This is a genomic window from Limnohabitans sp. (assembly GCF_023910625.1).
In the GTDB taxonomy this organism is placed as follows: Bacteria; Pseudomonadota; Gammaproteobacteria; order Burkholderiales; family Burkholderiaceae_C; genus Limnohabitans_A.
Window position 1 is genome coordinate 2,556,984 of record NZ_JAAVVW010000003.1, and the last position, 20,842, is coordinate 2,577,825.

Below are 20,842 nucleotides of genomic sequence, written 5' to 3' on the forward strand. Positions count from 1 at the left end.
CGCTCAGTAAGGTTTGAAGTAATCGAAGGGCTCCATGCAGGCCAGGCACCGGTAAAGGGCCTTGCAAGCGGTCGAGCCGAAATGGGAAGTTTCGGTGGTGTTGGTCGAGCCACACTGCGGGCAGTGCACCACCTCGGCTTTGGCCCCGCGCGCTGCAAACTGCACTACGCTGGCCGCCCCTGTGCCGCTGCTGGCGCAGGCATGCGGCGGCGCGATGCCATAAGCGCGCAGCTTGTCTTTGGCGGCTTCGCTCATCCAGTCGGTGGTCCAGGCGGGGGCCAGCTGCGTGACCACGCGGCCTTGCAAGCCGTGGACCTGCAACAGGGCTTTCACATCGTCCTCGATCGCGCCCATGGCGGGGCAGCCGCTGTAAGTGGGCGTGATGACCACCTCCAACCCCTCATCACTTGCGCGCACGTCGCGCAAAATGCCCAGCTCGCGCAAAGTGACCACCGGGATTTCCGGGTCGGTCAAGCTGTCGAGCAGGGTCCAAGCGCGGGCCACATCGGCGGTGCTGGGCTGCGAAGTGAAGGAAGACATGCGCAGGGCTTACCAGGTGGCTTGTGGGTGGGTGCGGGCCAGGCTTTGCATCTCGGCCAACACGAAACCCAGGTGCTCGGAGTGAAGGCCTTGCTTGCCTGTGGGCACAAAGCCGCCATCGGCTGGGCGCTGCAGGGTGGCTTCTTGCAGGGCATCCTGAACGATCTGGTTCCAGTCTTTTTGCAAGGCGGCCAGGTCGACGCCCGTGCCATTGGCCAGTGCGGCGGCTTCATGCGGGCTGCTGGCCCAAAACTCCTGGGTGTAAGGCAGCAGCTGGTCGATGGCCGATTGCGCTTTGGCGTGGGACTCGTCAGTGCCGTCGCCCAGACGCACCAGCCAGTCGCGCGAGTGGCGCAAGTGGTAACGCACTTCCTTGAGCGACTTGGCGGCAATCGCTGCCAATTGCGTATCTTTGGAGTTTTGCAACTGGTCCCAGACCAGCACCATCAGGCTGCTGTACAGAAAGTTGCGTGCCATGGTCATGGCGAAATCGCGGTCGCCCTGCGCTGTGGCCGACATCAAAGGTGTGTGCGGCAATTCGCACAAAGTGTAGTTCTTGAAGTCCGGCACATCACGGAAATAAGCCAGCGTGTCTTCGGTGGCACCGGCGCCTTGCAGCGAGGCCGCGTGCTGGTAAAGCATGCGGGCCTGGCCGATCAGGTCCAGGCTGTTGTTGGACAGCGCGATGTCTTCTTCGAGGATGGGGCCGTGGCCACACCATTCGGCATTGCGCTGACCGAGGATGAGCGCGTTGTCGGCCAAGTGCAGCAGGTAGTCGACTGGCGCGTTGGGCTTTGAGTGTTGGGTGTTGAGCGTGTTCATATTGGACGAGTCGTGGGCTTGACGCTCAACGCTGATCGCTGAACGCCAAACATGAATCACATGTGGCCGACCTCGTCGGGGATTTGGTAAAAGGTCGGGTGGCGGTACACCTTGTCGCTGGCCGGGTCGAAGAACTCGGGCTTGTCGTTGGGCTCGCTGGCCGAGATGTTGGCCGAGGGCACCACCCAGATGCTCACGCCTTCTTGGCGGCGGGTGTACACATCGCGTGCCATTTGAAGGGCATGTTCCGAATCGGATGCGTGCAGGCTGCCGCAGTGCTTGTGCTCCAGGCCTTGCTTGGAGCGAACAAAAATTTCCCACAGGGGCCATTCTTTCAATGCGGCGGTGTTGGCAGTGGCGTTCATGCGGCCTCCTTCATTTGGCGTGCTTGTTGTTTGCGGGCGTGGGCCAGAGCCGCTTCGCGCACCCAGGCGCCATCGTTCCAAGCCTTGACGCGGGCGCCCAGGCGTTCTTTGTTGCAAGGCCCGTTGCCATTCACCGTGGCCCAAAACTCGTCCCAGTCGATCTGGCCGTAGTCGTGTTGACCACGCGCCTCGTTCCACTTCAAATCCGGGTCGGGCAGGGTCACGCCCAGCACCTTGGCTTGTGGCACGGTGGCGTCCACAAACTTCTGGCGCAGATCGTCGTTGCTGATGCGTTTGATGCCCCAGCGCATGCCTTGCGCGCTGTTGGGGCTGTCGGCATCGGGTGGGCCAAACATGGCCAGGCACTTCCACCACCAACGGTTGACGGCGTCTTGCACCATGGCTTTTTGCTCGGCCGTGCCTTGCATCATCACCAGTAAGGCTTCGTAGCCCTGGCGCTGGTGGAAGCTTTCTTCTTTGCATACGCGCACCATGGCGCGGGCATAGGGGCCATAAGAGCAGCGGCACAGGGGCACCTGGTTCATGATGGCCGCGCCATCGACCAGCCAGCCGACCACGCCCACATCGGCCCAGTTGAGCGTGGGGTAGTTGAAGATGGAGCTGTATTTGGCCTTGCCGGTGTGCAGCGCATCCAGCATCTGGTCGCGGCTGGTGCCCAGGGTTTCGGCGGCGCTGTACAGGTACAGGCCGTGCCCGGCTTCGTCTTGCACCTTGGCGATCAAAATCGTTTTGCGCTTGAGGCTGGGGGCTCGGCTGATCCAGTTGGCCTCAGGCAGCATGCCCACGATTTCGCTGTGGGCGTGCTGGCTGATTTGGCGCACCAGGGTCTTGCGGTAGGCCTCGGGCATCCACTCGCGGGGTTCAATGCGGCCATCGGCGTCGATGCGGGCGTCAAAGGCCGCTTGCAGGGCAGCGTCTTGCGCACTCAGGGCTTTGGGCACGGCCTTCAGGTTGGCCGACTTGACGTCTTCGGAACCGTCCGGGACGCTGAATGATTGGGTGTACATGGCGGGTCTCCTGCGCCAAACAGGACGGAATGATCTTGGCGCAGGTGCCAGTATACCCATTAACCGACCGTGCGGTCGGTTAATCTGGAGACTCGGCGATCAGGTTTTTCCCTGATCCTGATTTTTGGAATCAAAAAGGCCTGGCCAAGATCGTCAATGCAGGCCAAGCCATGACGTTCAAGAGGACTCAACGGCCCAGTTTTTGCCGGATCCGCGAGCCAAAGCCGGTCCCACCATGTCCAGAGCCTTGCGGATCTGGTCCTTCAGCGTGAAAGGCGGGTTGATGACAAACATGCCGCTGGCCACCAGGCCGCCTTCGTCGCCGGGTCCCCTACCAATCGCCAGCGTGGCATTGAGCCAGGGCTTTTGAGCCTGGTTGGACAGGGTGCGCAGGCGTTTGGGCAGGTCGTGCGCTTCAGGCCTTGGAATGATGGGGTACCAAACCAAGTATGTGCCGGTCGAAAAGCGCTTGAGGTATTCCTGAATGACGCCGGCGACCTTGCTGTAATCCGATTTGATCTCGTAGCTGGGGTCGATCAGCACCATGGCCCGCTTGGAGCCAGTGGCCGATGGCGGGGGCGGAAGGATCTTTTTGAGCGCCTCAAAGCCGTCTTCGCGGCTGACGGTGATGGTGCGACCGGCTTCCAGTTGCGCCACGTTGGAGGTCAGAGATTTGCTGTCGGTGGGGTGCAGCTCAAACAGACGCAGGCGGTCGCGTGACGCGTGGCGCATGAGTTTGTGCATCAAAAATGGCGAGCCGGGGTAAATCTTGGCTTGCCCGTTCGGGTTGAAGCTGGCAATTTGCTCGAGGTAGTCTTGGACGGGGTCAGGCAGAGTGTCGAGCTTTTCGGCGGCGGCCAGAAGTTTGAACAAGCCGTCTTCAGCCTCTCCTCCCTTTTGCGAGTAATCGCCGTCCAAACGGTACAAGCCCGCCCCAGCATGGGTGTCAATCAGGGTGATGCCAGCCTCTTTTTGCATGAGGTGGCGCATGGTGGCGAGCAATGTGATGTGTTTGAGCACATCGGCATGGTTGCCCGCGTGAAAAGCGTGTCGGTAACTGAACATGGCTTGATGGTAACCAATAACTTCTGCAAGTCCTTGATTTTTCGTATAATGGCGGGCTTCGCAGCGATTTTGTGGCCCCGCGGCGAAGATGCCTGATCCTGAAAAGGTTCAAGCAATCTCCCACCTAAGAGGCTCCCAAAAGAGGAGCACCGACCGTGGAAAAGGGCCCGACAAACCTTTCTTCAAAGAGAAAACTCATGACAACAACTTTCAGCGCCAAACCCGCTGAGGTCGTGCACGAGTGGTTTGTGATTGACGCGACCGACAAGGTCCTCGGACGAGTAGCCAGCGAAGTTGCTCTCCGTTTGCGCGGCAAACACAAGGCCATTTACACGCCTCACGTCGACACCGGTGACTTCATCGTCATCATCAATGCTGCCCAGCTCAAAGTGACGGGCGCCAAGACGACCGACAAGATTTATTACCGCCATTCCGGCTACCCAGGCGGCATCACTGCCACCAACTTCCGCGACATGCAAGCCAAGCACCCTGGCCGCGCACTCGAGAAGGCTGTCAAGGGCATGCTGCCCAAGGGCCCACTCGGTTACGCCATGATCAAAAAACTCAAGGTGTACGGTGGCGCTGAGCACCCACACACCGCCCAACAGCCTAAAGTGCTGGACATCTAAGGAGCCTTGAGATGATTGGTGAATGGAACAATGGCACAGGCCGTCGCAAATCCAGCGTCGCCCGCGTGTTTCTGAAAAAAGGCACTGGCAAGATCACGGTCAATGGCAAGGACATCCAAGCCTACTTTGGTCGCGAGACTTCGATCATGATCGCCAAGCAACCCCTCATGTTGACCAACCATGCCGAAACTTTCGACATCATGATCAACGTGCACGGCGGTGGCGAATCCGGTCAAGCCGGCGCATCGCGCCACGGCATCACCCGCGCCCTGATTGACTACGATGCTTCGCTCAAGCCTATGCTGAGCCAAGCTGGTTTCGTCACTCGCGATGCTCGTGAAGTCGAACGTAAAAAGGTCGGCTTGCACTCCGCTCGCCGCCGCAAGCAGTTCTCCAAGCGTTAATCCGCTTTTTCTGCTTCATCAAAAAGCCGCACCGGTTCGCCGTGGCGGCTTTTTGTTTGGGCGCTTGTTGGGCGAAAAGCCCATGAGGCCAGTAGCGTTACTGCTTGGCACAGTCGGTAATTCCCGATCAGCGCGCTATACTATTCTGCACTGAACCGGAGAAACACCATGAGCGCTGTTGCTGAAAATATCCAAACTGTCATGCCCGATCCGATTGTCTTTACCGACAGTGCGGCCGCCAAAGTGGCCGATCTGATCGCAGAAGAAGGCAACCCAGATTTGAAGTTGCGCGTGTTTGTGCAAGGTGGTGGTTGCTCGGGTTTTTCGTATGGTTTCACTTTCGATGAAATCACCAACGAAGACGATACCACCATGAGCAAAAACGGGGTGTCCCTGCTGATCGATGCCATGAGCTACCAGTATCTGACGGGTGCCGAGATCGATTACAAAGAAGACCTGCAAGGTGCACAGTTTGTGATCAAGAACCCGAACGCCACGTCGACTTGCGGCTGCGGTTCATCTTTTTCGACCTGAATTTTTCATCGGCGAGCTGGACTCGCCGGGCATCAGCGGGGGTAAATCGCCCCCAAAATACGGGCGCCTCGGGCGCCCGTGACGCTGGGAAGGCTGGAGGTTTCACGCCGCATGGTTTTGTAGGCCAACCATGCAAAAGCCGCCGCTTCGACTTGCAGGGGTGGCAATCCCCGTGCATCGCTGCTGAGCACATTCAAGCGGGGCAGGTGCAATGCCAGTCGTGTCATCAAGTGGCCATTCAAGGCACCGCCGCCACACACCACCAGCTCGCAGGCCTTGGCTGCATGTTGCAGCACATCTTTGGCGCAGGCCAGCGCGGTGAATTCGGTCAGTGTGGCCTGAATGTCCTGTGGGGCCAGGTCTGCATGCTGGGCAAGTTTGTGTTGCAGCCAAGCCGGATTGAACAGGTCGCGCCCAGTGCTTTTTGGGGGCGTTTGGTGCAAAAAGTCTTCGGCCATCAGCGTCTGCAACAAGGCGGGCTGAATGCGGCCTTGTGCAGCCCAGGCTCCATCGTGGTCAAAGGGCTGGTCCATGTGGGTGTGGCACCAAAAATCCATCAGGGCGTTGCCGGGCCCACAGTCCCAGCCGCGCACGCTTGAGTCTTCGCCCAGTACGCTCAGGTTGGAAATGCCACCTATGTTGAGTACAGCCACACAAGCCGAGTTTTGCGCGAACACGCCCTGATGAAAAGCGGGGACCAGCGGCGCGCCCTGGCCACCTGCGGCCAGGTCACGGTTGCGAAAGTCAGCGACTACGTCGATGCCGGTCAGCTCGGCCAGCAAGGAGGGGTTGATCAGTTGCAGTGTGTAGCCGTTGGCAGGTTGTTGGGTCGCAGCGTCGCCATCAAAAGCCAGGGGGCGGTGGCGAACGGTTTGGCCATGTGCGCCTATGGCAACCAGTTGTGCAGGGGACAAGCCGGTCGTTTGCAGCAATTGATGAACCACCTGCGCATAATGGCGCGAAATGGCGTTGCCCGCCAAAGCGCTGCGGTGCAGTTCATCCGGTCCAGGTTCGTTGAGTCGCAGCAATTCGCTGCGGAATGGCGCTGAGAAAGCCTCAAATTCATGGGCGATCACAATCAGACGGCCGCCACTTTCCACTTGCGCGAGGACGCCATCCACGCCATCCAGCGAGGTTCCCGACATCAGGCCGATGAAGAACGAGGAAGCCATCAAAAGGACAAAAGGCGGGTAGAAAAAAGGTTGGGCATCAAAAAAGGGCCTTGCGGCCCTTTGTCGTCACTGGATATTGCTTTCTCGCATTTGCGCTGCAGCCAAGAGCTGAGCCTTGGCCTGAGCTACGTGGGCGTTGAACCGGGGCATGGCAGCTGGCGCGACAGGCAGCGCTTGCGCTTGCTGAATGACTTTTTGTGGGTCTACATGAACACCGTTGACTCGGAATTCGAAATGCAGATGGGGTCCAGTGGACCAGCCTGTGGAGCCGACAGCGCCAATGGTTTGGCCTTTTTGCACAGATTGACCCTTTCGCACATGGATCTTGCTCAAGTGCGCGTACAAGGTGGTGTGACCAGTGCCGTGGCGGATCTCAACCACATTGCCATACCCGCCCTGCATGCCCGCGAAAATCACGACACCATCTCCCACGGATTGGGCAGGCGTTCCGGTGGGGGCTGCATAGTCAACGCCCCGGTGGGCCTGTAGGGTTTTGAAGATTGGGTGCAAACGCATGGTGAAACCACTGGTTCGGCGAGAGAAGGGGACAGGCGATGCCAAATAGGCGCGGCTCAGGCTTTTCCCCTGAAGGCTGTAGTAACTGCCTTTTTGACCGGGTTCCTGGAACCATATGGCTTCATAGGTGTTGTTGCCATTGTTGAACTCCGCGGTCAGCACGCGTCCGGTGCGGACCGGTTCACCATCGGCTTCCAGGACCTCATAAACCACCGAAAAACGGGCACCTCTTTTCAAGGTCCGATGAAAGTCGATTTGGTTGGAGAAAATCTGGGTGAGCTGGTTGATCACGGCGTCGGGCAAACGGGCTTCGTCGGCCGCATCGTAGAGAGAGCGGGTCACTGTACCGCTGGTCATGCGGATACTGGTGTTCATGGGAGAGGTTTCAAGCGCCGCTTGCAGTCCCTTGTCGCCACGTTGAATCACCAAGCGCTGAAAAAAGGTGTCCGTTTCTTTGTTGAGCCAACGAACATTCAGGGTCAGCAGGCGTTGCTGGTTGTCCACTTCGGCCGTGACGGCTCGTCCGGCAGGACGCAGGGCCTGCTTGGCCAAGGGGTGGTTGCGCAAGAAAAGGGCAGACTCTGCGTCCACGATTCCCAATCGGCGAAGCAGACTTGCGGGGTTGTCAGACGAGCGGGTGGTATCGCTGCGCGTCAGGTTGATGCTGAACTGATCGAGCGTTTGGGCTTGCTCCTGGAGTTGGGCAATGGCCACAGGAACGGTGACCATGACCACGGGCGAGTCGGCGATATCAGGCCCCAGGTTGGCAATGGCAAATGCTCCGCCCCCGCCAGCCAGCAAAATCGAAGCCACGCTGGCGCTGATGGTTTTGGGGTGGCGGGCCAGCCAAGCGGTCAGGGCTTTGGTGCTGGAGGCAAGGACGGGGTGTTGCCCATCCAACCAATTCAGCACGCGCTGCACACCCGCCAACAATGCGCCCAGCACGGAGGTGCACAGGAACAAAATACGGGTTAACAGGGAAGCCAGACGAGACAGGAGGGCAGCAAAAAACGACATGAATTCGAGGGTCTTCATCCCCTTGTAGATCAAAGCCTGCAAGGGGGCGGTGAGCAATCTTCTGGCCGTCCTAAAATGGGCGACTTGGACAGAACGGGGTATTGTACCTGTCTAAAACCATCTGACTTCAGAAAAAACCCTTATGAATCAAGCGCTTGATACAAAACTCCCGGTCACGGACGAGACCCGTGAGGCCATGGCAGTCACTTTGAGGGGCTGTGAGGAGCTGATTCCGCAGAAGGACTGGCTGCATAAACTGGCCAAGTCCGAGGCCACGGGTGTGCCGCTGCGCATCAAGCTGGGGCTGGACCCGACCGCGCCCGACATCCACATCGGCCACACCGTGGTGCTCAATAAAATGCGCCAGCTCCAGGACCTGGGGCATCAGGTGATCTTCTTGATTGGCGACTTCACCAGCCTGATAGGCGACCCGTCGGGCCGCAACAGCACCCGCCCGCCGCTCACACCTGAGCAGATCAAGGCGAACGCCGAGACCTATTACAAACAGGCCAGTCTGGTGTTGGACCCCTCCAAAACAGAGATCCGGTACAACAGCGAGTGGTCGCTACCTTTGGGTTCGATGGGCATGATCCAGTTGGCGGCCAAGTACACCGTGGCCCGTATGATGGAGCGCAACGACTTCCATGATCGCTTCAAGGCGGGCTCGCCGATATCGGTGCACGAGTTTTTGTACCCGCTGATGCAGGGCTACGACTCGGTGGCCCTCAAGGCCGACCTGGAGCTGGGCGGCACAGACCAGAAGTTCAACCTGTTGATGGGCCGACACCTGCAGGCTGAATACGGCCAGGAGCCGCAGTGCATCCTGACCATGCCGCTGCTCGAAGGCCTGGATGGCGTGGACAAGATGTCCAAGTCCAAGAACAACTACATCGGCATCACCGAAGAGCCCAACACCATGTTCGCCAAGGTGCTCTCCATCTCGGACACCCTGATGTGGCGCTGGTACACCCTGCTGTCCTTCAAATCGATGGCCGAGATCGAGACGCTCAAAAAAGAGGTCGAGGTTGGCCGCAACCCCAAAGACGTCAAGGGCATGTTGGCCAAGGAGATCACCACGCGATTCCACAGCGCGGCAGCAGCCGAAGCGGCCGAGCAGGACTTCATCAACCGCAGCAAGGGCGGCGTACCCGACGACATCGCCGAAGTGTCTTTATCCGGTGCGCCCATGGGCATTGGGGCCTTGCTCAAGGCCGCCGGCTTGGCGCCTTCAACCACCGAAGCAGGCCGCTTGGTGGACGGCGGCGGCGTGCGCGTGGACTCCGGTTTGGTCAGCGACAAGGGGCTGAGGCTGGAAGCGGGCACTTACGTGGTGCAAGTGGGCAAGCGCAAGTTTGCCAAGGTGACGCTGGCTTGAGCGGGGCTGACGCACGGACAGATCGCTTTGGCGGGTTTATTTTGAGCACATGAAAACGGTTGACCTTTGGATGACACCCAAGCGCATGCTGTGGGCTGCGGTGGTGGTGGCGTGCATCACCATCGCGCTCAAAACCGGTGCCTGGTGGCTGACCGATTCAGTCGGCTTGCTGTCGGACGCGATGGAGTCGCTGGTCAATCTGGCCAGTGCGGTGTTTGGCTTGATGATGGTCACCATCGCGGCGCGCCCCGCAGACGACGACCATCCCTACGGTCACCACAAGGCCGAGTATTTTTCTTCCGGCTTCGAAGGCATCCTGATTTTGGTGGCTGCCCTGGGCATCATTTGGGTGGCGGTTCATCGCTTGTTCGACCCACAACCGATTGAGCAGGTAGGCTGGGGCCTGGCCTTGTCGGTGGGCAGCTCGGCCCTGAACGGGTTGCTGGCCTGGCTGATGTTTCGCGCCGCCCGGCAACACCGCTCACTGGCCCTGGAGGCCGATGCCCGGCATTTGGTGACCGACGTCTGGACCTCGGTCGGGGTGGTGGTGGGCATCGGTCTGGTGAGTGTCAGTGGCTGGCTGTGGCTGGATGCGGTGGTCGCCATCGGCGTGGCCCTGAACATTCTGAAAGAAGGCTGGAGCTTGGTCTGGCGCTCCTCGCAAGGCCTGATGGACGAGGCACTGGAGCCAGAGGTGCTGGCCGATGTGCAAAGGGTTCTGGATGGCTTTGCGCACCAGCGTGGCGAGACCGAGATCATCCGTTTTGATCACCTGAACACCCGCAAAGCCGGACAACGCCGTTTTGTGGATGTGCACATGCACATGCCCGCCAGCTGGACCTTGGGCCGTGCCGCTGCTTTGCGCACCAGCGTAGAGCAGGCATTGATGAGCGAGGTGCCCGGTTTGCGCGCCACCATTCAGCTCTTGCCCAGCGATGTGGAAGGGCATTTTGGCGATGCAAAGGACTTGAAATGATGGCGCTGCTGCAACGGGTGAGCGAAGCGAGCGTCAAAGTGGAGGGCGCTGTGGTGGGCCAGATCGGCGCGGGGTTGCTGGTGCTGTTGTGCGCCGAAAAAAGCGATACCGAAGCTGTGGCCGAACGCCTGCTGAGCAAAATGCTCAAGCTGCGCATCTTCAGTGACGCAGCCGGCAAGATGAATTGGAGTGTTCAAGATGTGGCCGGTGGCTTGCTGGTGGTGAGTCAATTCACCCTGGCGGCGGATGTGACTGCAGGCAATCGCCCGAGCTTCACTCAGGCCGCCGCTCCAGAAGATGGCCGCCGTTTGTACGAGCACTTTGTAGCCCAGGCGAAAAAGGCGCACCCTGTGGTGCAAACCGGTCGCTTTGCTGCCGACATGAAAGTGACGCTCATCAATGACGGTCCCGTCACCATTCCCATGCGCATGAGCGCGTAACCCAAGCGACGCATTGGGCCCCGTCCACCCCCTAAGATGCCGGTGTGATGCTTTTCTCACCACGGGTTAACGCTTGAGTCGGCGCAAACCCTCTGACCCCAGACGCCGTTGGTCCCTGGCCCAACGACGGGGTTTGCGCACACTCGCCAACTGGCCCCCGGCCGTGCGCGGTATGGTCTGGATGGTTCTGGGTGGATTGTTGTTTTCCGTTCTCAACACCATCGCCCGAGATCTGACGCTGCATCTGGATGTCTATCAGTCCCAATTCTTGCGTTACCTTTTTGGTTTGTTGGTGATCCTGCCCTGGGTTTACAGGGACGGTTGGCGGGCCTGTATGCCTGTCAACATGGTCGGCCAGTTCTGGCGCGGTGGCGTGCATACCCTGGGGCTGGTGCTGTGGTTCACGGCTTTGCCTAAAATATCGCTGGCCGACATGACTGCCATTGGTTTTACCGGACCGATATTCATCATGATCGGTGCAGCCTGGTTTCTGGGCGAGCCCATGCGCAAAGACCGGTGGATCGCTGCGATCATTGGTTTTGCGGGTGTCATGGTGGTGGTCTTGCCCAAAATGACGGGAGATGGTGGGTGGTACAACCTGGTCATGTTGGCGTCTGCCCCTGTGTTTGCGGCCTCGTTCCTCATCACCAAAGCGCTGACCCGTTACGAAAAACCGGGTGTCATCGTGTTGTGGCAAGCCATCACGGTGACCGTGCTGAGTTTGCCCATGGCCGTGCCCAACTGGCAAATGCCCACGACCATGCAATGGTGGGGCTTTGCCGCCACCGGAGTGCTTGGGACGCTGGCCCACTATTGCCTGACCCGGGCATTCGCTCTGGCCGACATTTCGTCCACTCAGTCGCTGCGATTCCTGGACCTGGTCTGGGCCTCGCTGCTGGGATGGCTGGTGTTTGATGATGTGCCCAGCCAGTCCACTTGGTTGGGGGCATTTGTGATTTTGTGGGCTACGGTGTGGATTGCCCGCAGGGAAGGTCGGAGAAAGACACCCTGAAGATCCCAAGCGGTTATATTGCCCGCAGCGCACTCCATGACGAGCGCCGCTGCCATCGCCAAGTCACCCCGGGGTCGCCCATCGATGACGGCACTTTGAACGGGAGAGGATTTGTGATCGACATTGAGCCACTGCGCTTTGCATGGACCCGTGGGGGCACCGACACCCTGGCTTTGGGTCGCTGGCGAGTGGAGCCAGGCCAAACCGTTTTTTTGCAAGGCCCCAGCGGTTGTGGCAAAAGCACCCTGCTGGGGTTGTTGGCGGGCGTTTTGTCACCCCAACAGGGGCGTGTGTCCTTGCTGGGGCAGGACTGGGCTGCCTTGCGGCCCAGCCAGCGTGACGCCTTCAGGGCGCAGCATGTGGGCGTGATTTTTCAGCAATTCAATTTATTGCCATACATGAACGTGTTGGATAACGTGACTTTGCCATGCCGTTTTTCGGGTTTGCGCAACGCGCGTTGTCAAGCCGCTGGTGGGCCTCGGGCGGCGGCACAAAACTGGTTGCAGCGCATGGATTTGCCGGAAACGCTATGGGCGCGGCGCGCCGACGCCTTGTCGGTCGGGCAGCAGCAGCGTGTGGCCGCTGCACGCGCCCTGATCGGACAGCCCGAATTGATCCTGGCCGATGAGCCTACCTCGGCACTCGATGCCGCATTGCGTCAAGACTTCATGGACTTGTTGTTGCAAGCCGCGCGTGAGGCAGGCAGCGCTTTGGTGTGCGTCAGCCATGACCAGCAACAAGCTACGCGTTTTGATGTGCAGTGGTCTTTGCCCGAGATGCAAAAAATGGGGGGTGACGCATGAACAGCCTGTGGCGCATGGCCAGGCAAAGCACCTGGAATCGGCGCAGCACCTTGGTGTGGGTTGTGGTGTCTCTGGCTCTGGCGACGGCCTTGCTCTGGACGCTGGAGCGCTTGCGCCACGACATACGCAACAGTTTTTCCCAGTCGGTCAGTGGAGTCGATCTCATTGTGGGGTCGCGCAGCAGCCCGGTACAGCTACTGCTGTTCTCGGTCTTCCACATCGGCAGCGTGCCGCAAAGCATGTCCATGGACAGTGTGCACGCCCTGGCGCGACACCGCTCGGTCTCATGGGTGGTGCCCCTGAGTCTGGGTGATTCGCATCGGGGATTTCCGGTGCTGGGCACCACGCCCGCTTTTTTTCAACACTTTGCTTACGGTGACAAACAGCCCTTGGTCTTGCGCCAAGGCGCGGTATTTGCAGACACCCTGGATGGTTTGTACGAAGCGGTGATTGGTGCCGAGGTGGCCCGTCAAATGGGCTATGGCCTGGACCAAAGCATCACCTTGTCGCACGGCTTGCACGAACATGACCATGCCGATGAGTCACAAGATGACCATGCCGACAAACCGTTCAAGGTGGTGGGCATCCTGGCGCCTACCGGCACCCCGGTGGACCGCACCGTGCATGTCAGTTTGCAAGCCCTGGAGGCGCTGCATCTGGATTGGGTGGCTGGTGCCCCCATGCCGGGTGGGCACATTCCTGCAGAGCAGGCACGGAAATTCAAGCTCGAGCCCGAAGAAGTCACCGCCGCTTTGGTTGGCTTGAAAACCCGTGCAGCGGTTTTCAATGTACAGCGATTTGTCAACTTTTACGAAGACGAGGCCCTGATGGCGGTGATGCCCGGTGTGGCCCTGGGTGAGTTGTGGTCCGTGCTGGGCGTGGGTGAAAACGCTTTGCTGGCGGTGTCTGCGCTGGTGGCTTTGGTGAGTGTGGTCTCGCTCATGGCGGTGGTGCTGGCTGGTCTCAATGAGCGCCGCCGCGAATTGGCTGTGCTGCGCGCCGTGGGTGCGGGGCCGCGCCATGTGTTGGCCTTGCTCACGCTCGAGGGCTTGTGGGTCACCTGTGCCGGGGTGTTGGTCGGGGTGTTGTTGGCCCAAGTAGGGATGACATGGCTGACCCCATGGTTGCAGCAGTCGCTGGGTATTCGTTTGCAATGGGCAGCGCCATTGCCCACCCAGATGGGGTTGGCGGCTGCGGTGTTGTGTGCAGGGTGGCTCGCCAGTCTGGGTCCGGCTTGGCGCGCCTATCGCATGTCCTTGGCTGATGGCTTGTCGCCGCGGGTATGAGAGGAAAGGGCTTAGGGGCATGAACACCCGAACAACCGTATTGGTGGGCTTGAGCTTCTTGAGTGGCGGGCTGTTAAGCCAGGCCATGGCCCAAAGTGTGCGCGAGACCGCCCGCGAACTGGTGCCGCAGATTCAACCCGCGCTGTCGTCTGAAGCGCCGCCGCTGGGTGCCAGCGCCCCAGCAGCGGTACGTACCCTGACATGGGAGCAATTGATTCCTGCGGGTTGGGACCCTTTCAAGGAACTCAAGGCTTTGAACCTGGATTCACTCAAAGACAACGACCCCAGGGCCGAAGAGGCACTCAAAAAAATACGCAAGATGTGGGACAACGCCCCCATTAACCCATCTGTACTGGGACTGTCTGTTCGCCTGCCCGGCTATGTGGTGCCGCTGGAAGACCTGCCAGAGGGGATGAAAGAATTTTTGTTGGTGCCCTACTTTGGCGCATGCATCCATTCGCCTCCGCCCCCGGCCAACCAAATCGTTCACGTGGTGCTCGCCAAACCCGCCAAACGCTTGCGTCTGATGGATGTGGTTTGGGTGACTGGCCCCCTGAGCGCCACCCAAACCGATTCGCACATGGGGGTGGCCAGTTACCGCATCGAAGCCCGGCAAGTAGCGCCCTACAACGAGAAAAAACGCTGATCATCCGGTGTTGGAAACGCCCGAAGCCACATGGCCGGATGGCACATGCCGGGCGGCCGATTCGATGTGGCCCGTTTGATCGTCAAAGAAAAAGTCGGGCTCGAACTCCCGCAGGAACTCGCCCTTGGGCAAGCCTCCCAAAAACATCGCCTCGTCGACCTCGATGTTCCAGTCCATCAGGGTGCGGATGGCGCGCTCGTGCGCCGGGGCGCTGCGCGCGGTCACCAGCGCGGTGCGGATGCGCATCGATGGGGTGCCGGCCTGTTGCAGCCGATGCAAGGCTTCGAGCAGCGGTTTGAAGGGGCCTGCCAGCAAAGGTTGGCCAGCCTTGTCCCGCTCGTGCGCCTGGAACGCCGACAAACCCTCGGCCTGAAACACCCGCTCGGCTTCATCCGAAAACAACACGGCATCACCGTCAAAGGCGATGCGCACTTCATGCGGGTGCGCCTCCGACGCCAAAGCCGAATGCGGGTAAACCTGCGCCGCTGGCACACCCGCTTCGAGCGCCGCCCGCACATCCGACAAATGCGCCGACAAAAAAAGGTTGGCGTTCAGGGGCTTGAGGTAACGCCAAGGGGGCTGCCCCCGCGTGAAGCTGCCGCGCTGGATGGGCAGCCCGTAATGCTGCGCCGAGCGGAACACCCGCATGCCCGAAACCGGGTCATTGCGTGACAGGATCACCACCTCCACCCGCTGGGCCTCGGCGGTGTTGAAGGCCAGCAGCTTGCGCACCAACGAAAACGCCACGCCCGGCTTGGCGGGCGCATGCAGACGGCCCAACTGCAGTTGCATGTAAGCGCGGTCGTCGCCTTGTTCAAACACCCGGTTTTCTTCCTCGAAGTCGAACAAGGCCCGCGACGAAATCGCCACCACCAACTGGCCTTCAAGAGATGCGGGCATCGCGGGCTCCTTCCAAAAATGTTCGGGTCATGGTTTTGGGGTCTGGTGGGGCCGTTCAAGAAGGACGATCACTTGACCCACTGGTTCGGTTGCATGATCGGCATCGGCATCGGCATCGGCATCAGCACCGCCAGCACGATCAGCATGACCACACCGCCCATGGCCACGATCAGCAGGGGTTCGAGCACGGTGGCCAGCGCCAGGGCGCGGCGCTGCACTTCGCCGGACAGTTGCTGCGCCGCGCGCTGCAGCATGACGGGCAGTTGTCCGGTTTGCTCACCCAGCCGCAGTGCGCTTTGACGCAAGGCCAGCCGCAACGTCCAGGCACCAGCAACCAACACCAGCAAGATCAACCAGCCCCAAGTTCGCACAAAGTCGCTGATGGCCAGCAAGGCGACCGTAAAACCAGGCAATTGCTGCTTGGTGCCTGCAAACACCCCTGCGACTTGGGGCACCACCGAAGTGACCAAAAAAATCACAATAGCCAGCGCTACCAAGCTCACGATGGCCGGATAAAGCGATGCTGACAGCAGTTTTGCACGCAGCGTTTGCTGGTCTTCCAGATCATTGGCCAGTGGGTTGAGCACGTCGGCCAGGTGGCCGCTTTGTTCGCCCGCTGCTATCACGGCGCGGCCAACACGCCAATGATGGCCAGCACGACCATCAGCTCGATCAGGGTAAAGCCGCGTTGGTGGCGGGCAGCGGGGTGGTTCAAGGTGGGGGCTGGGTTTTGCATGCCTTGAATCATAATCTGCGAATGTTTCAATCTCCCGTTTCCCAATTCCAGCAACGTCGACTCGACATTTTGACGGCCGTGATTTGGTTGGTGGCCTTTGCTACAGCGGTGTTTTGGGTCTTGGCTTTTCCACGAGCACAAGAAGGGGGCGCTCAGGGGGCAGTGCCGGTGACTGCTGCCAGCGTGGGTCCGGTCTCAGACGCCTCGGCCCAAAGCGCCCGTGTTTGGGGTGTTGCCACTGCGGCCCCGCAAGTGAGCATGGGCCTGTCGGCGCGTTTTCAGTTGTGGGGCGTGGTGGCCAGTGCTTCCGGCCAAGGCAGCGCCTTGATTTCGGTCGATGGGCTGCCGCCCAAGGCTTTTCGTGTGGAACAAGTGGTCAGTGAGGGTGTGGCCCTGCTCAACCTGGGTCCGAGGCAGGCCAGTCTGGGCCCTCAGGGCGGGGGTGTAGGGACATTCACCTTGTCCTTGCAGGGTCAGGACCAAGCCCTTTGACCTGGACTCCGGCATCTCAAGCCCGCAAAAACAAGCGATAAACCGGATTGTCGGTCTCTTCCGCATACGGATACCCCAGCGCTTGCAAGAACTTTTTAAAGGCTTTGTCGTCTTTGGCGGGAACCTGCAAGCCCACCAAAATGCGACCGTAATCGGCACCCTGGTTGCGGTAGTGGAACAAAGAGATGTTCCAGCCTGGACGCATCAGGCTCAAAAACTTCAGCAACGCGCCCGGGCGTTCGGGGAACTCAAAGCGCAGCAAGCGTTCGTCTTGTGACAGGGCCGAATGCCCGCCCACCATGTGGCGGATGTGCTCTTTGGCCAGCTCGTCGTGCGACAGGTCAATGGCTTTGAACTGCTGCTTGTTGAACTTGGCGGTGATCTTGCCGCTTTCGCCTTTGCCGTGCGTGCTCAGGCCCAAAAAAACATGGGCCTTGTCCGAGTCGCTCATTCGGTAGTTGAACTCGGTCACATTGCGCGGGCCACCGGGCAGGCTGCCGATCAGCTCCAAAAAGCGTTTGAAGCTGCCGCGCTCTTCCGGAATGGTGACGGCAAACAGCGCTTCTTTTTCTTCGCCCACATCGGCCCGCTCGGCCACAAAGCGCAGGCGGTCAAAGTTCATGTTGGCACCGCACAAGATGGCCGCAAAGGTCTGGCCCTTGCATTTGTGCGTGGCCACGTATTGCTTGATGGCCGCCACGGCCAGCGCGCCTGCGGGCTCCACGATCGAGCGGGTGTCCACAAACACATCCTTGATGGCCGCGCACACCGCATCGGTGTCCACCGTCATGTAGGCGTCCACCAAATTGCTGGCCACGCGGAAGGTCTCTTCGCCCACCAGTTTCACGGCCGTGCCGTCCGAGAACAGGCCCACATCGGCCAATGTCACGCGCTTTTGAGCGGCCACCGACTGAATCATGGCATCCGAGTCGTTCATCTGCACGCCAATCACCTTGACGCCTGGACGCACCGCCTTGATGTAGTTGGCCACGCCGCTGATCAGGCCACCGCCGCCAATGGCCACAAACACCGCATCCAGCGGCCCTGGGTGCTGGCGCAGCATTTCCATGGCAATCGTACCTTGGCCCGCGATCACGTCCGGGTCGTCAAAGGGGTGCACAAACGTGAGGCCCTGCTTTTTCTGAAGCGCCAGCGAGTGGTTGTAGGCGTCTGAATAGCTGTCGCCAAACAAGACCACCTCGCCGCCAAAGCCTTTGACCGCATCGATCTTGACCTGCGGCGTGGTGGTGGGCATGACGATGATGGCGCGCGTGCCCAAGCGGCTGGCGCTGAGCGCCACGCCTTGCGCGTGGTTGCCGGCTGATGCGCAGATCACGCCCTTTTTGAGCTGCTCAGGACTCAGGTGCGCCATCTTGTTGTAAGCCCCGCGCAGCTTGAAGCTGTGCACCGGTTGCTGGTCTTCGCGCTTCAAAAGCACCTGGTTGCCCAAGCGCTTGGACAGGTTTTTGGCCGTTTCCAAGGCGGACTCGGTCGCCACGTCATAGACCTTGGCGTTGAGAATTTTGATCAGGTAATCAGCGGGTTGGAGGTGTGGGGTGGTCATGTTGTTGATTTGAGTTTTTCTGTTGCAGCAATCAATTGGGGCAGCAAGTCGCAAATTTCGACGATTGCACTTTCTTCAATGTCCCAATAGCCCTCGTATTCAGCCAAATTTCTCTTCCAGTAAATCGAGGACGGATTTTTGCAAAACTTTGTTCACAAACGAACTGGGGTCCGCCTGCCGAATGGCAAATTCTTGCTGTGTGTAGCAGTTGGGGTTGATTTTCCTTCCCAACTCAGACTCCAAGTCGCCCAAGCATTGAAGCACTTCTGACAAGCTCAAGCCATCGCCGACCAGCAGCAGGTCAATGTCGCTGGCAGCCGTGTCAGTTTGTTGAGCCACTGACCCATAAATGCATGCTTTCGCCAGTTTGTGTTTGATGGGCAATAGTGCTCGCGTCAAAAGTGCTTGCATGCCAACCGTTTTGCGGGTCAGTGAGACCAAGTCTTTGAACACAGGGCTGTCAGGATTGGCCTGAAAAATCCTCAAATTTCCAACGCGCTCTGCCCGAACAATTCCGGCTTCGGTCAGATGTTTCAGTTCTTGTTGCAGAGATGCGCTGCCCAGCTGAGTCAGCCGAAGCAGCTCGTTGAGGTGGAAAGAACGTTCAGGCAGGCCAAACAACCACCGAAAAAGGCGGGAGCGGCGGTCTGTGAACAAGGCATTGGCCAGCGGCATGTCGAGAATTTAGCATGATCAAGCCAAAAAATAGCATGAACAAGTCAAAAAATGCCCCAAGTCTTGCGACTTGGGGCAAATCCACCTTTTCAGAGGGTGGAGGAGACAAACGGTGCGGGCTAAAAAAGCACGCCTGTTCGCAATTGTAGGCGCGAATTGTTGCAATGCAGCAGAATTGGCAGATCAAAATGAAAAAATGTGCGACTTGTTGGCCATGGTTTGTGCAAGCGCACAGTCACCGTTTGGCTTTTACTTGCTTGGTTACCATCTCGGTCGAGCTTCGGCATGCCAAGCCACCACTTCTTTAGGAAAAATTATGGATTGCAGAGTCACTTGGACCGGCGCTGCCGGCACCCGCTCAGGTATGGGCTTTTTGGCCGAAACCGGCTCAGGCCACATGGTCGCCATGGACGGCGCCCCTGACGCCGCCAAGCCCGAAAACGGCGGCCAAAACCTGGCCCCCCGACCCATGGAAATGCTGCTGGCTGGCGCGGGTGGTTGCACCGCCTATGACGTGGTGCTGATCTTGAAGCGCGGACGCCACGACGTGCGCGGCTGCAGCGTCAAGCTCAGCAGCGAACGCGCCGAGGTCGACCCCAAGGTGTTCACCCGCATCAACATGCATTTCACTGTCACTGCCAAAGGCGTGCCCGCCAGCGCCGTCGAGCGCGCCATTGCCATGAGCCACGACAAATACTGCTCGGCCAGCATCATGCTGGGCAAGACCGCTGAGATCACGACCAGTTTTGAAGTGGTCGAAATGGCGTGAAATTTTGAATAAATGGAATCGCTTTCCATTTATTCTGAGATTGATCCCCCTTAGACCTCTCGCACCGACATCAAACCCGGCGCGCCACCGTCGTCATCACCTTGGCTGCGGCCTGCATGAGGGCCTTGACGGGGGTGGGCAGCTCCACCGCGCCCGCTTGTTGCGCCATCTGGGCATGGGCGATCTCATCGGCTTTCATGGCCGACACGATGGCGCGCGACGCCAAATCTGAGGCCGGCAGCAAATCCATGTGGCTTTGCAAGTGCGCCTCCACCTGCCGCTCGGTCTCCACCACAAAGCCCAAACTCACCTTGTCGCCCCCCAACTTGCCCGCAGCAAAGCCAATGGCAAAAGCCCCCGCATACCAAAGCGGGTTGAGCCAAGACGGGCGGTCGCTTAAATCATGGAGCCTTTGCTGGGTCCAGGCCAGGTGGTCCGTCTCTTCGCGGCTGGCTTCGGCCAGTTGGGCCCGCAGCGCCGGGCTCTGGCAGGCCAAGGCCTGACCGGTGTAAAGCGCCTGGGCACAGACCTCGCCCACATGGTTGATGCGCATCAGCGCGCCCGATTGGCGGCGTTCAGCTTCATTCAATTCCAAATCAGCTACGTTGGCAGCCGGGTTGGGACGGCTGGCGCGGGGCTCGGCAAACAGGGTGCGCAAAGCGCTGTCGGTGGCCAAAATCAGAGCATTCATCATGGGCAAAGTTTACCTAGGCGGCGCAAAGCCTGTCTGCGGCAAGGGCCAGACCGATGCACAGGTAGCCAAAATGGTTTTTGAGGTTTTGATGCTTTCAATTCGAAACTTGACGGAAGTCATTGAATTCATTGGTGGAAACGCACACCTGAATGCTGGAATCAAGGGGTGCTCCTAGGGTCTGTTGCACGACAGCAACAAAAAGGCCTTATCTTTTGCATATGTCTTGGCGAAGTCATTTACGTCTGGTGGAATACACACAACTTCCTGAATTGGAGGTTGGCTCAGGGTCTCGAAGGGTGACAACCACCTACCTGATTTGGGCCCTTTATTAACCTTGGAGAAATTTGCAATGAAAAAAACTCTGATTGCTCTGGCTGCTTTG

The 20,842-nt window shown here is 59.4% G+C and carries 24 protein-coding genes and 1 pseudogene; 12 read left to right on the forward strand and 13 right to left on the reverse strand.

Annotated features, from left to right (window positions below; all coding sequences use genetic code 11):
- Positions 1 to 3 precede the first annotated feature (3 nt).
- The 5 genes from paaD to rlmJ all read right to left on the reverse strand — a co-directional run bounded on the left by paaD (position 4) and on the right by rlmJ (position 3,820).
- Positions 4 to 540: a 1,2-phenylacetyl-CoA epoxidase subunit PaaD gene (gene paaD, locus HEQ17_RS15820; RefSeq protein WP_296293632.1), complete on the reverse strand. Its 537-nt coding sequence runs from the start codon at positions 538 to 540 to the stop codon at positions 4 to 6.
- Between the two features lie 9 nt (positions 541 to 549).
- Positions 550 to 1,362 (reverse strand): 1,2-phenylacetyl-CoA epoxidase subunit PaaC, encoded by an 813-nt coding sequence (paaC, locus tag HEQ17_RS15825; protein WP_296293633.1) that lies wholly within the window; start codon positions 1,360 to 1,362, stop codon positions 550 to 552.
- A 56-nt stretch (positions 1,363 to 1,418) separates the two neighbouring features.
- Entirely contained in the window at positions 1,419 to 1,727 is a 309-nt protein-coding gene (gene paaB, locus HEQ17_RS15830) for a 1,2-phenylacetyl-CoA epoxidase subunit PaaB (protein WP_296293634.1), read from the reverse strand.
- Positions 1,724 to 2,755, reverse strand: a complete 1,032-nt coding sequence (gene paaA / locus HEQ17_RS15835; RefSeq protein WP_296293635.1) for a 1,2-phenylacetyl-CoA epoxidase subunit PaaA — start codon at positions 2,753 to 2,755, stop codon at positions 1,724 to 1,726. The genes paaB and paaA overlap by 4 nt, the downstream gene beginning before the upstream one ends.
- 177 nt (positions 2,756 to 2,932) lie before the next feature.
- On the reverse strand, positions 2,933 to 3,820 hold the full coding sequence (gene rlmJ, locus HEQ17_RS15840; RefSeq protein ID WP_296293636.1) for a 23S rRNA (adenine(2030)-N(6))-methyltransferase RlmJ: 888 nt from the start codon (positions 3,818 to 3,820) through the stop codon (positions 2,933 to 2,935).
- A 197-nt stretch (positions 3,821 to 4,017) separates the two neighbouring features.
- On the opposite strand from rlmJ, the gene rplM reads away from it, so the two are divergent.
- From rplM to erpA, 3 genes are all read left to right on the forward strand, one after another.
- Positions 4,018 to 4,449 (forward strand): 50S ribosomal protein L13, encoded by a 432-nt coding sequence (gene rplM / locus HEQ17_RS15845; RefSeq protein WP_296293637.1) that lies wholly within the window; start codon positions 4,018 to 4,020, stop codon positions 4,447 to 4,449.
- Between the two features lie 11 nt (positions 4,450 to 4,460).
- Positions 4,461 to 4,853, forward strand: coding sequence for a 30S ribosomal protein S9 (gene rpsI / locus HEQ17_RS15850; RefSeq protein WP_053172304.1), 393 nt, complete (start codon positions 4,461 to 4,463; stop codon positions 4,851 to 4,853).
- Positions 4,854 to 5,021: 168 nt separating this feature from the next.
- Positions 5,022 to 5,387: an iron-sulfur cluster insertion protein ErpA gene (gene erpA, locus HEQ17_RS15855; RefSeq protein ID WP_108354256.1), complete on the forward strand. Its 366-nt coding sequence runs from the start codon at positions 5,022 to 5,024 to the stop codon at positions 5,385 to 5,387.
- Positions 5,388 to 5,419: 32 nt separating this feature from the next.
- On the opposite strand, the gene HEQ17_RS15860 is transcribed toward erpA, so the two are convergent.
- Both HEQ17_RS15860 and HEQ17_RS15865 read right to left on the reverse strand, forming a co-directional pair.
- Positions 5,420 to 6,559: an anhydro-N-acetylmuramic acid kinase gene (locus HEQ17_RS15860; RefSeq protein WP_296293638.1), complete on the reverse strand. Its 1,140-nt coding sequence runs from the start codon at positions 6,557 to 6,559 to the stop codon at positions 5,420 to 5,422.
- A gap of 66 nt (positions 6,560 to 6,625) precedes the next feature.
- Positions 6,626 to 8,149: a peptidoglycan DD-metalloendopeptidase family protein gene (locus tag HEQ17_RS15865; protein ID WP_366938054.1), complete on the reverse strand. Its 1,524-nt coding sequence runs from the start codon at positions 8,147 to 8,149 to the stop codon at positions 6,626 to 6,628.
- 85 nt (positions 8,150 to 8,234) lie between these two features.
- Here HEQ17_RS15865 and tyrS point away from each other — a divergent pair, with 85 nt between their 5' ends.
- The 7 genes from tyrS (at position 8,235) to HEQ17_RS15900 (ending at position 14,630) form a co-directional block, all read left to right on the forward strand.
- On the forward strand, positions 8,235 to 9,467 hold the full coding sequence (gene tyrS / locus HEQ17_RS15870) for a tyrosine--tRNA ligase (RefSeq protein ID WP_296293639.1): 1,233 nt from the start codon (positions 8,235 to 8,237) through the stop codon (positions 9,465 to 9,467).
- A 49-nt stretch (positions 9,468 to 9,516) separates the two neighbouring features.
- Positions 9,517 to 10,443, forward strand: a complete 927-nt coding sequence (locus HEQ17_RS15875) for a cation diffusion facilitator family transporter (protein ID WP_296293640.1) — start codon at positions 9,517 to 9,519, stop codon at positions 10,441 to 10,443.
- Positions 10,440 to 10,883, forward strand: coding sequence for a D-aminoacyl-tRNA deacylase (gene dtd / locus HEQ17_RS15880; protein WP_296293641.1), 444 nt, complete (start codon positions 10,440 to 10,442; stop codon positions 10,881 to 10,883). The genes HEQ17_RS15875 and dtd overlap by 4 nt, the downstream gene beginning before the upstream one ends.
- 73 nt (positions 10,884 to 10,956) lie before the next feature.
- Complete coding sequence (locus tag HEQ17_RS15885; RefSeq protein ID WP_296293642.1) at positions 10,957 to 11,895, forward strand: DMT family transporter; 939 nt, start codon at positions 10,957 to 10,959, stop codon at positions 11,893 to 11,895.
- Between the two features lie 113 nt (positions 11,896 to 12,008).
- A complete protein-coding gene (locus HEQ17_RS15890; protein WP_296293643.1) occupies positions 12,009 to 12,698 on the forward strand; it encodes an ABC transporter ATP-binding protein in 690 nt (229 codons plus the stop codon).
- Positions 12,695 to 13,984 carry an ABC transporter permease gene (locus HEQ17_RS15895; RefSeq protein WP_296293644.1) on the forward strand — a complete coding sequence of 430 codons (1,290 nt, stop codon included), beginning with the start codon at positions 12,695 to 12,697 and terminating at the stop codon, positions 13,982 to 13,984. The genes HEQ17_RS15890 and HEQ17_RS15895 overlap by 4 nt, the downstream gene beginning before the upstream one ends.
- Before the next feature lie 19 nt (positions 13,985 to 14,003).
- A complete protein-coding gene (locus HEQ17_RS15900; protein ID WP_296293645.1) occupies positions 14,004 to 14,630 on the forward strand; it encodes a DUF3299 domain-containing protein in 627 nt (208 codons plus the stop codon).
- Here HEQ17_RS15900 and HEQ17_RS15905 read toward each other — a convergent pair whose 3' ends face one another.
- The 3 genes and pseudogenes from HEQ17_RS15905 to HEQ17_RS15915 all read right to left on the reverse strand — a co-directional run bounded on the left by HEQ17_RS15905 (position 14,631) and on the right by HEQ17_RS15915 (position 16,278).
- Entirely contained in the window at positions 14,631 to 15,530 is a 900-nt protein-coding gene (locus tag HEQ17_RS15905) for a 5'-nucleotidase (protein ID WP_296293646.1), read from the reverse strand.
- A 68-nt stretch (positions 15,531 to 15,598) separates the two neighbouring features.
- Positions 15,599 to 16,159, reverse strand: a pseudogene (locus tag HEQ17_RS15910) (type II secretion system F family protein); the annotation flags it as partial.
- A complete protein-coding gene (locus HEQ17_RS15915; protein WP_366938055.1) occupies positions 16,153 to 16,278 on the reverse strand; it encodes a prepilin-type N-terminal cleavage/methylation domain-containing protein in 126 nt (41 codons plus the stop codon). The pseudogene HEQ17_RS15910 and the gene HEQ17_RS15915, both read right to left, overlap by 7 nt.
- Positions 16,279 to 16,287: 9 nt before the next feature.
- On the opposite strand from HEQ17_RS15915, the gene HEQ17_RS15920 reads away from it, so the two are divergent.
- Positions 16,288 to 16,758, forward strand: coding sequence for a general secretion pathway protein C (locus HEQ17_RS15920; RefSeq protein WP_296293648.1), 471 nt, complete (start codon positions 16,288 to 16,290; stop codon positions 16,756 to 16,758).
- 16 nt (positions 16,759 to 16,774) lie between these two features.
- Here the strand turns inward: HEQ17_RS15920 and ilvA are convergent, their stop codons facing one another.
- Both ilvA and HEQ17_RS15930 read right to left on the reverse strand, forming a co-directional pair.
- Positions 16,775 to 18,322: a threonine ammonia-lyase, biosynthetic gene (gene ilvA / locus HEQ17_RS15925; RefSeq protein WP_296293649.1), complete on the reverse strand. Its 1,548-nt coding sequence runs from the start codon at positions 18,320 to 18,322 to the stop codon at positions 16,775 to 16,777.
- A gap of 99 nt (positions 18,323 to 18,421) precedes the next feature.
- Positions 18,422 to 18,997, reverse strand: coding sequence for a transcriptional regulator (locus HEQ17_RS15930; RefSeq protein WP_296293650.1), 576 nt, complete (start codon positions 18,995 to 18,997; stop codon positions 18,422 to 18,424).
- A 316-nt stretch (positions 18,998 to 19,313) separates the two neighbouring features.
- Here HEQ17_RS15930 and HEQ17_RS15935 point away from each other — a divergent pair, with 316 nt between their 5' ends.
- Positions 19,314 to 19,766, forward strand: coding sequence for an OsmC family protein (locus HEQ17_RS15935; protein WP_296293651.1), 453 nt, complete (start codon positions 19,314 to 19,316; stop codon positions 19,764 to 19,766).
- Between the two features lie 70 nt (positions 19,767 to 19,836).
- Here the strand turns inward: HEQ17_RS15935 and coq7 are convergent, their stop codons facing one another.
- Entirely contained in the window at positions 19,837 to 20,460 is a 624-nt protein-coding gene (gene coq7, locus HEQ17_RS15940) for a 2-polyprenyl-3-methyl-6-methoxy-1,4-benzoquinone monooxygenase (RefSeq protein ID WP_296293652.1), read from the reverse strand.
- Positions 20,461 to 20,842 lie beyond the last annotated feature (382 nt).

Excerpts from the sequence above, each read along its gene's own strand:
- ilvA (WP_296293649.1), bottom strand. The coding sequence starts at position 18,322 with ATGACCACCCCACACCTCCAACCCGCTGATTACCTGATCAAAATTCTC.
- HEQ17_RS15930 (WP_296293650.1), bottom strand. The coding sequence starts at position 18,997 with ATGCCGCTGGCCAATGCCTTGTTCACAGACCGCCGCTCCCGCCTTTTT.
- rlmJ (WP_296293636.1), bottom strand. The coding sequence starts at position 3,820 with ATGTTCAGTTACCGACACGCTTTTCACGCGGGCAACCATGCCGATGTG.
- paaC (WP_296293633.1), bottom strand. The coding sequence starts at position 1,362 with ATGAACACGCTCAACACCCAACACTCAAAGCCCAACGCGCCAGTCGAC.
- HEQ17_RS15895 (WP_296293644.1), top strand. The coding sequence starts at position 12,695 with ATGAACAGCCTGTGGCGCATGGCCAGGCAAAGCACCTGGAATCGGCGC.
- paaB (WP_296293634.1), bottom strand. The coding sequence starts at position 1,727 with ATGAACGCCACTGCCAACACCGCCGCATTGAAAGAATGGCCCCTGTGG.
- rpsI (WP_053172304.1), top strand. The coding sequence starts at position 4,461 with ATGATTGGTGAATGGAACAATGGCACAGGCCGTCGCAAATCCAGCGTC.
- tyrS (WP_296293639.1), top strand. The coding sequence starts at position 8,235 with ATGAATCAAGCGCTTGATACAAAACTCCCGGTCACGGACGAGACCCGT.
- dtd (WP_296293641.1), top strand. The coding sequence starts at position 10,440 with ATGATGGCGCTGCTGCAACGGGTGAGCGAAGCGAGCGTCAAAGTGGAG.
- HEQ17_RS15900 (WP_296293645.1), top strand. The coding sequence starts at position 14,004 with ATGAACACCCGAACAACCGTATTGGTGGGCTTGAGCTTCTTGAGTGGC.
- paaD (WP_296293632.1), bottom strand. The coding sequence starts at position 540 with ATGTCTTCCTTCACTTCGCAGCCCAGCACCGCCGATGTGGCCCGCGCT.
- HEQ17_RS15915 (WP_366938055.1), bottom strand. The coding sequence starts at position 16,278 with ATGATTCAAGGCATGCAAAACCCAGCCCCCACCTTGAACCACCCCGCT.
- rplM (WP_296293637.1), top strand. The coding sequence starts at position 4,018 with ATGACAACAACTTTCAGCGCCAAACCCGCTGAGGTCGTGCACGAGTGG.
- HEQ17_RS15935 (WP_296293651.1), top strand. The coding sequence starts at position 19,314 with ATGGATTGCAGAGTCACTTGGACCGGCGCTGCCGGCACCCGCTCAGGT.
- coq7 (WP_296293652.1), bottom strand. The coding sequence starts at position 20,460 with ATGATGAATGCTCTGATTTTGGCCACCGACAGCGCTTTGCGCACCCTG.
- HEQ17_RS15875 (WP_296293640.1), top strand. The coding sequence starts at position 9,517 with ATGAAAACGGTTGACCTTTGGATGACACCCAAGCGCATGCTGTGGGCT.
- paaA (WP_296293635.1), bottom strand. The coding sequence starts at position 2,755 with ATGTACACCCAATCATTCAGCGTCCCGGACGGTTCCGAAGACGTCAAG.
- erpA (WP_108354256.1), top strand. The coding sequence starts at position 5,022 with ATGAGCGCTGTTGCTGAAAATATCCAAACTGTCATGCCCGATCCGATT.
- HEQ17_RS15860 (WP_296293638.1), bottom strand. The coding sequence starts at position 6,559 with ATGGCTTCCTCGTTCTTCATCGGCCTGATGTCGGGAACCTCGCTGGAT.
- HEQ17_RS15905 (WP_296293646.1), bottom strand. The coding sequence starts at position 15,530 with ATGCCCGCATCTCTTGAAGGCCAGTTGGTGGTGGCGATTTCGTCGCGG.
- HEQ17_RS15920 (WP_296293648.1), top strand. The coding sequence starts at position 16,288 with ATGTTTCAATCTCCCGTTTCCCAATTCCAGCAACGTCGACTCGACATT.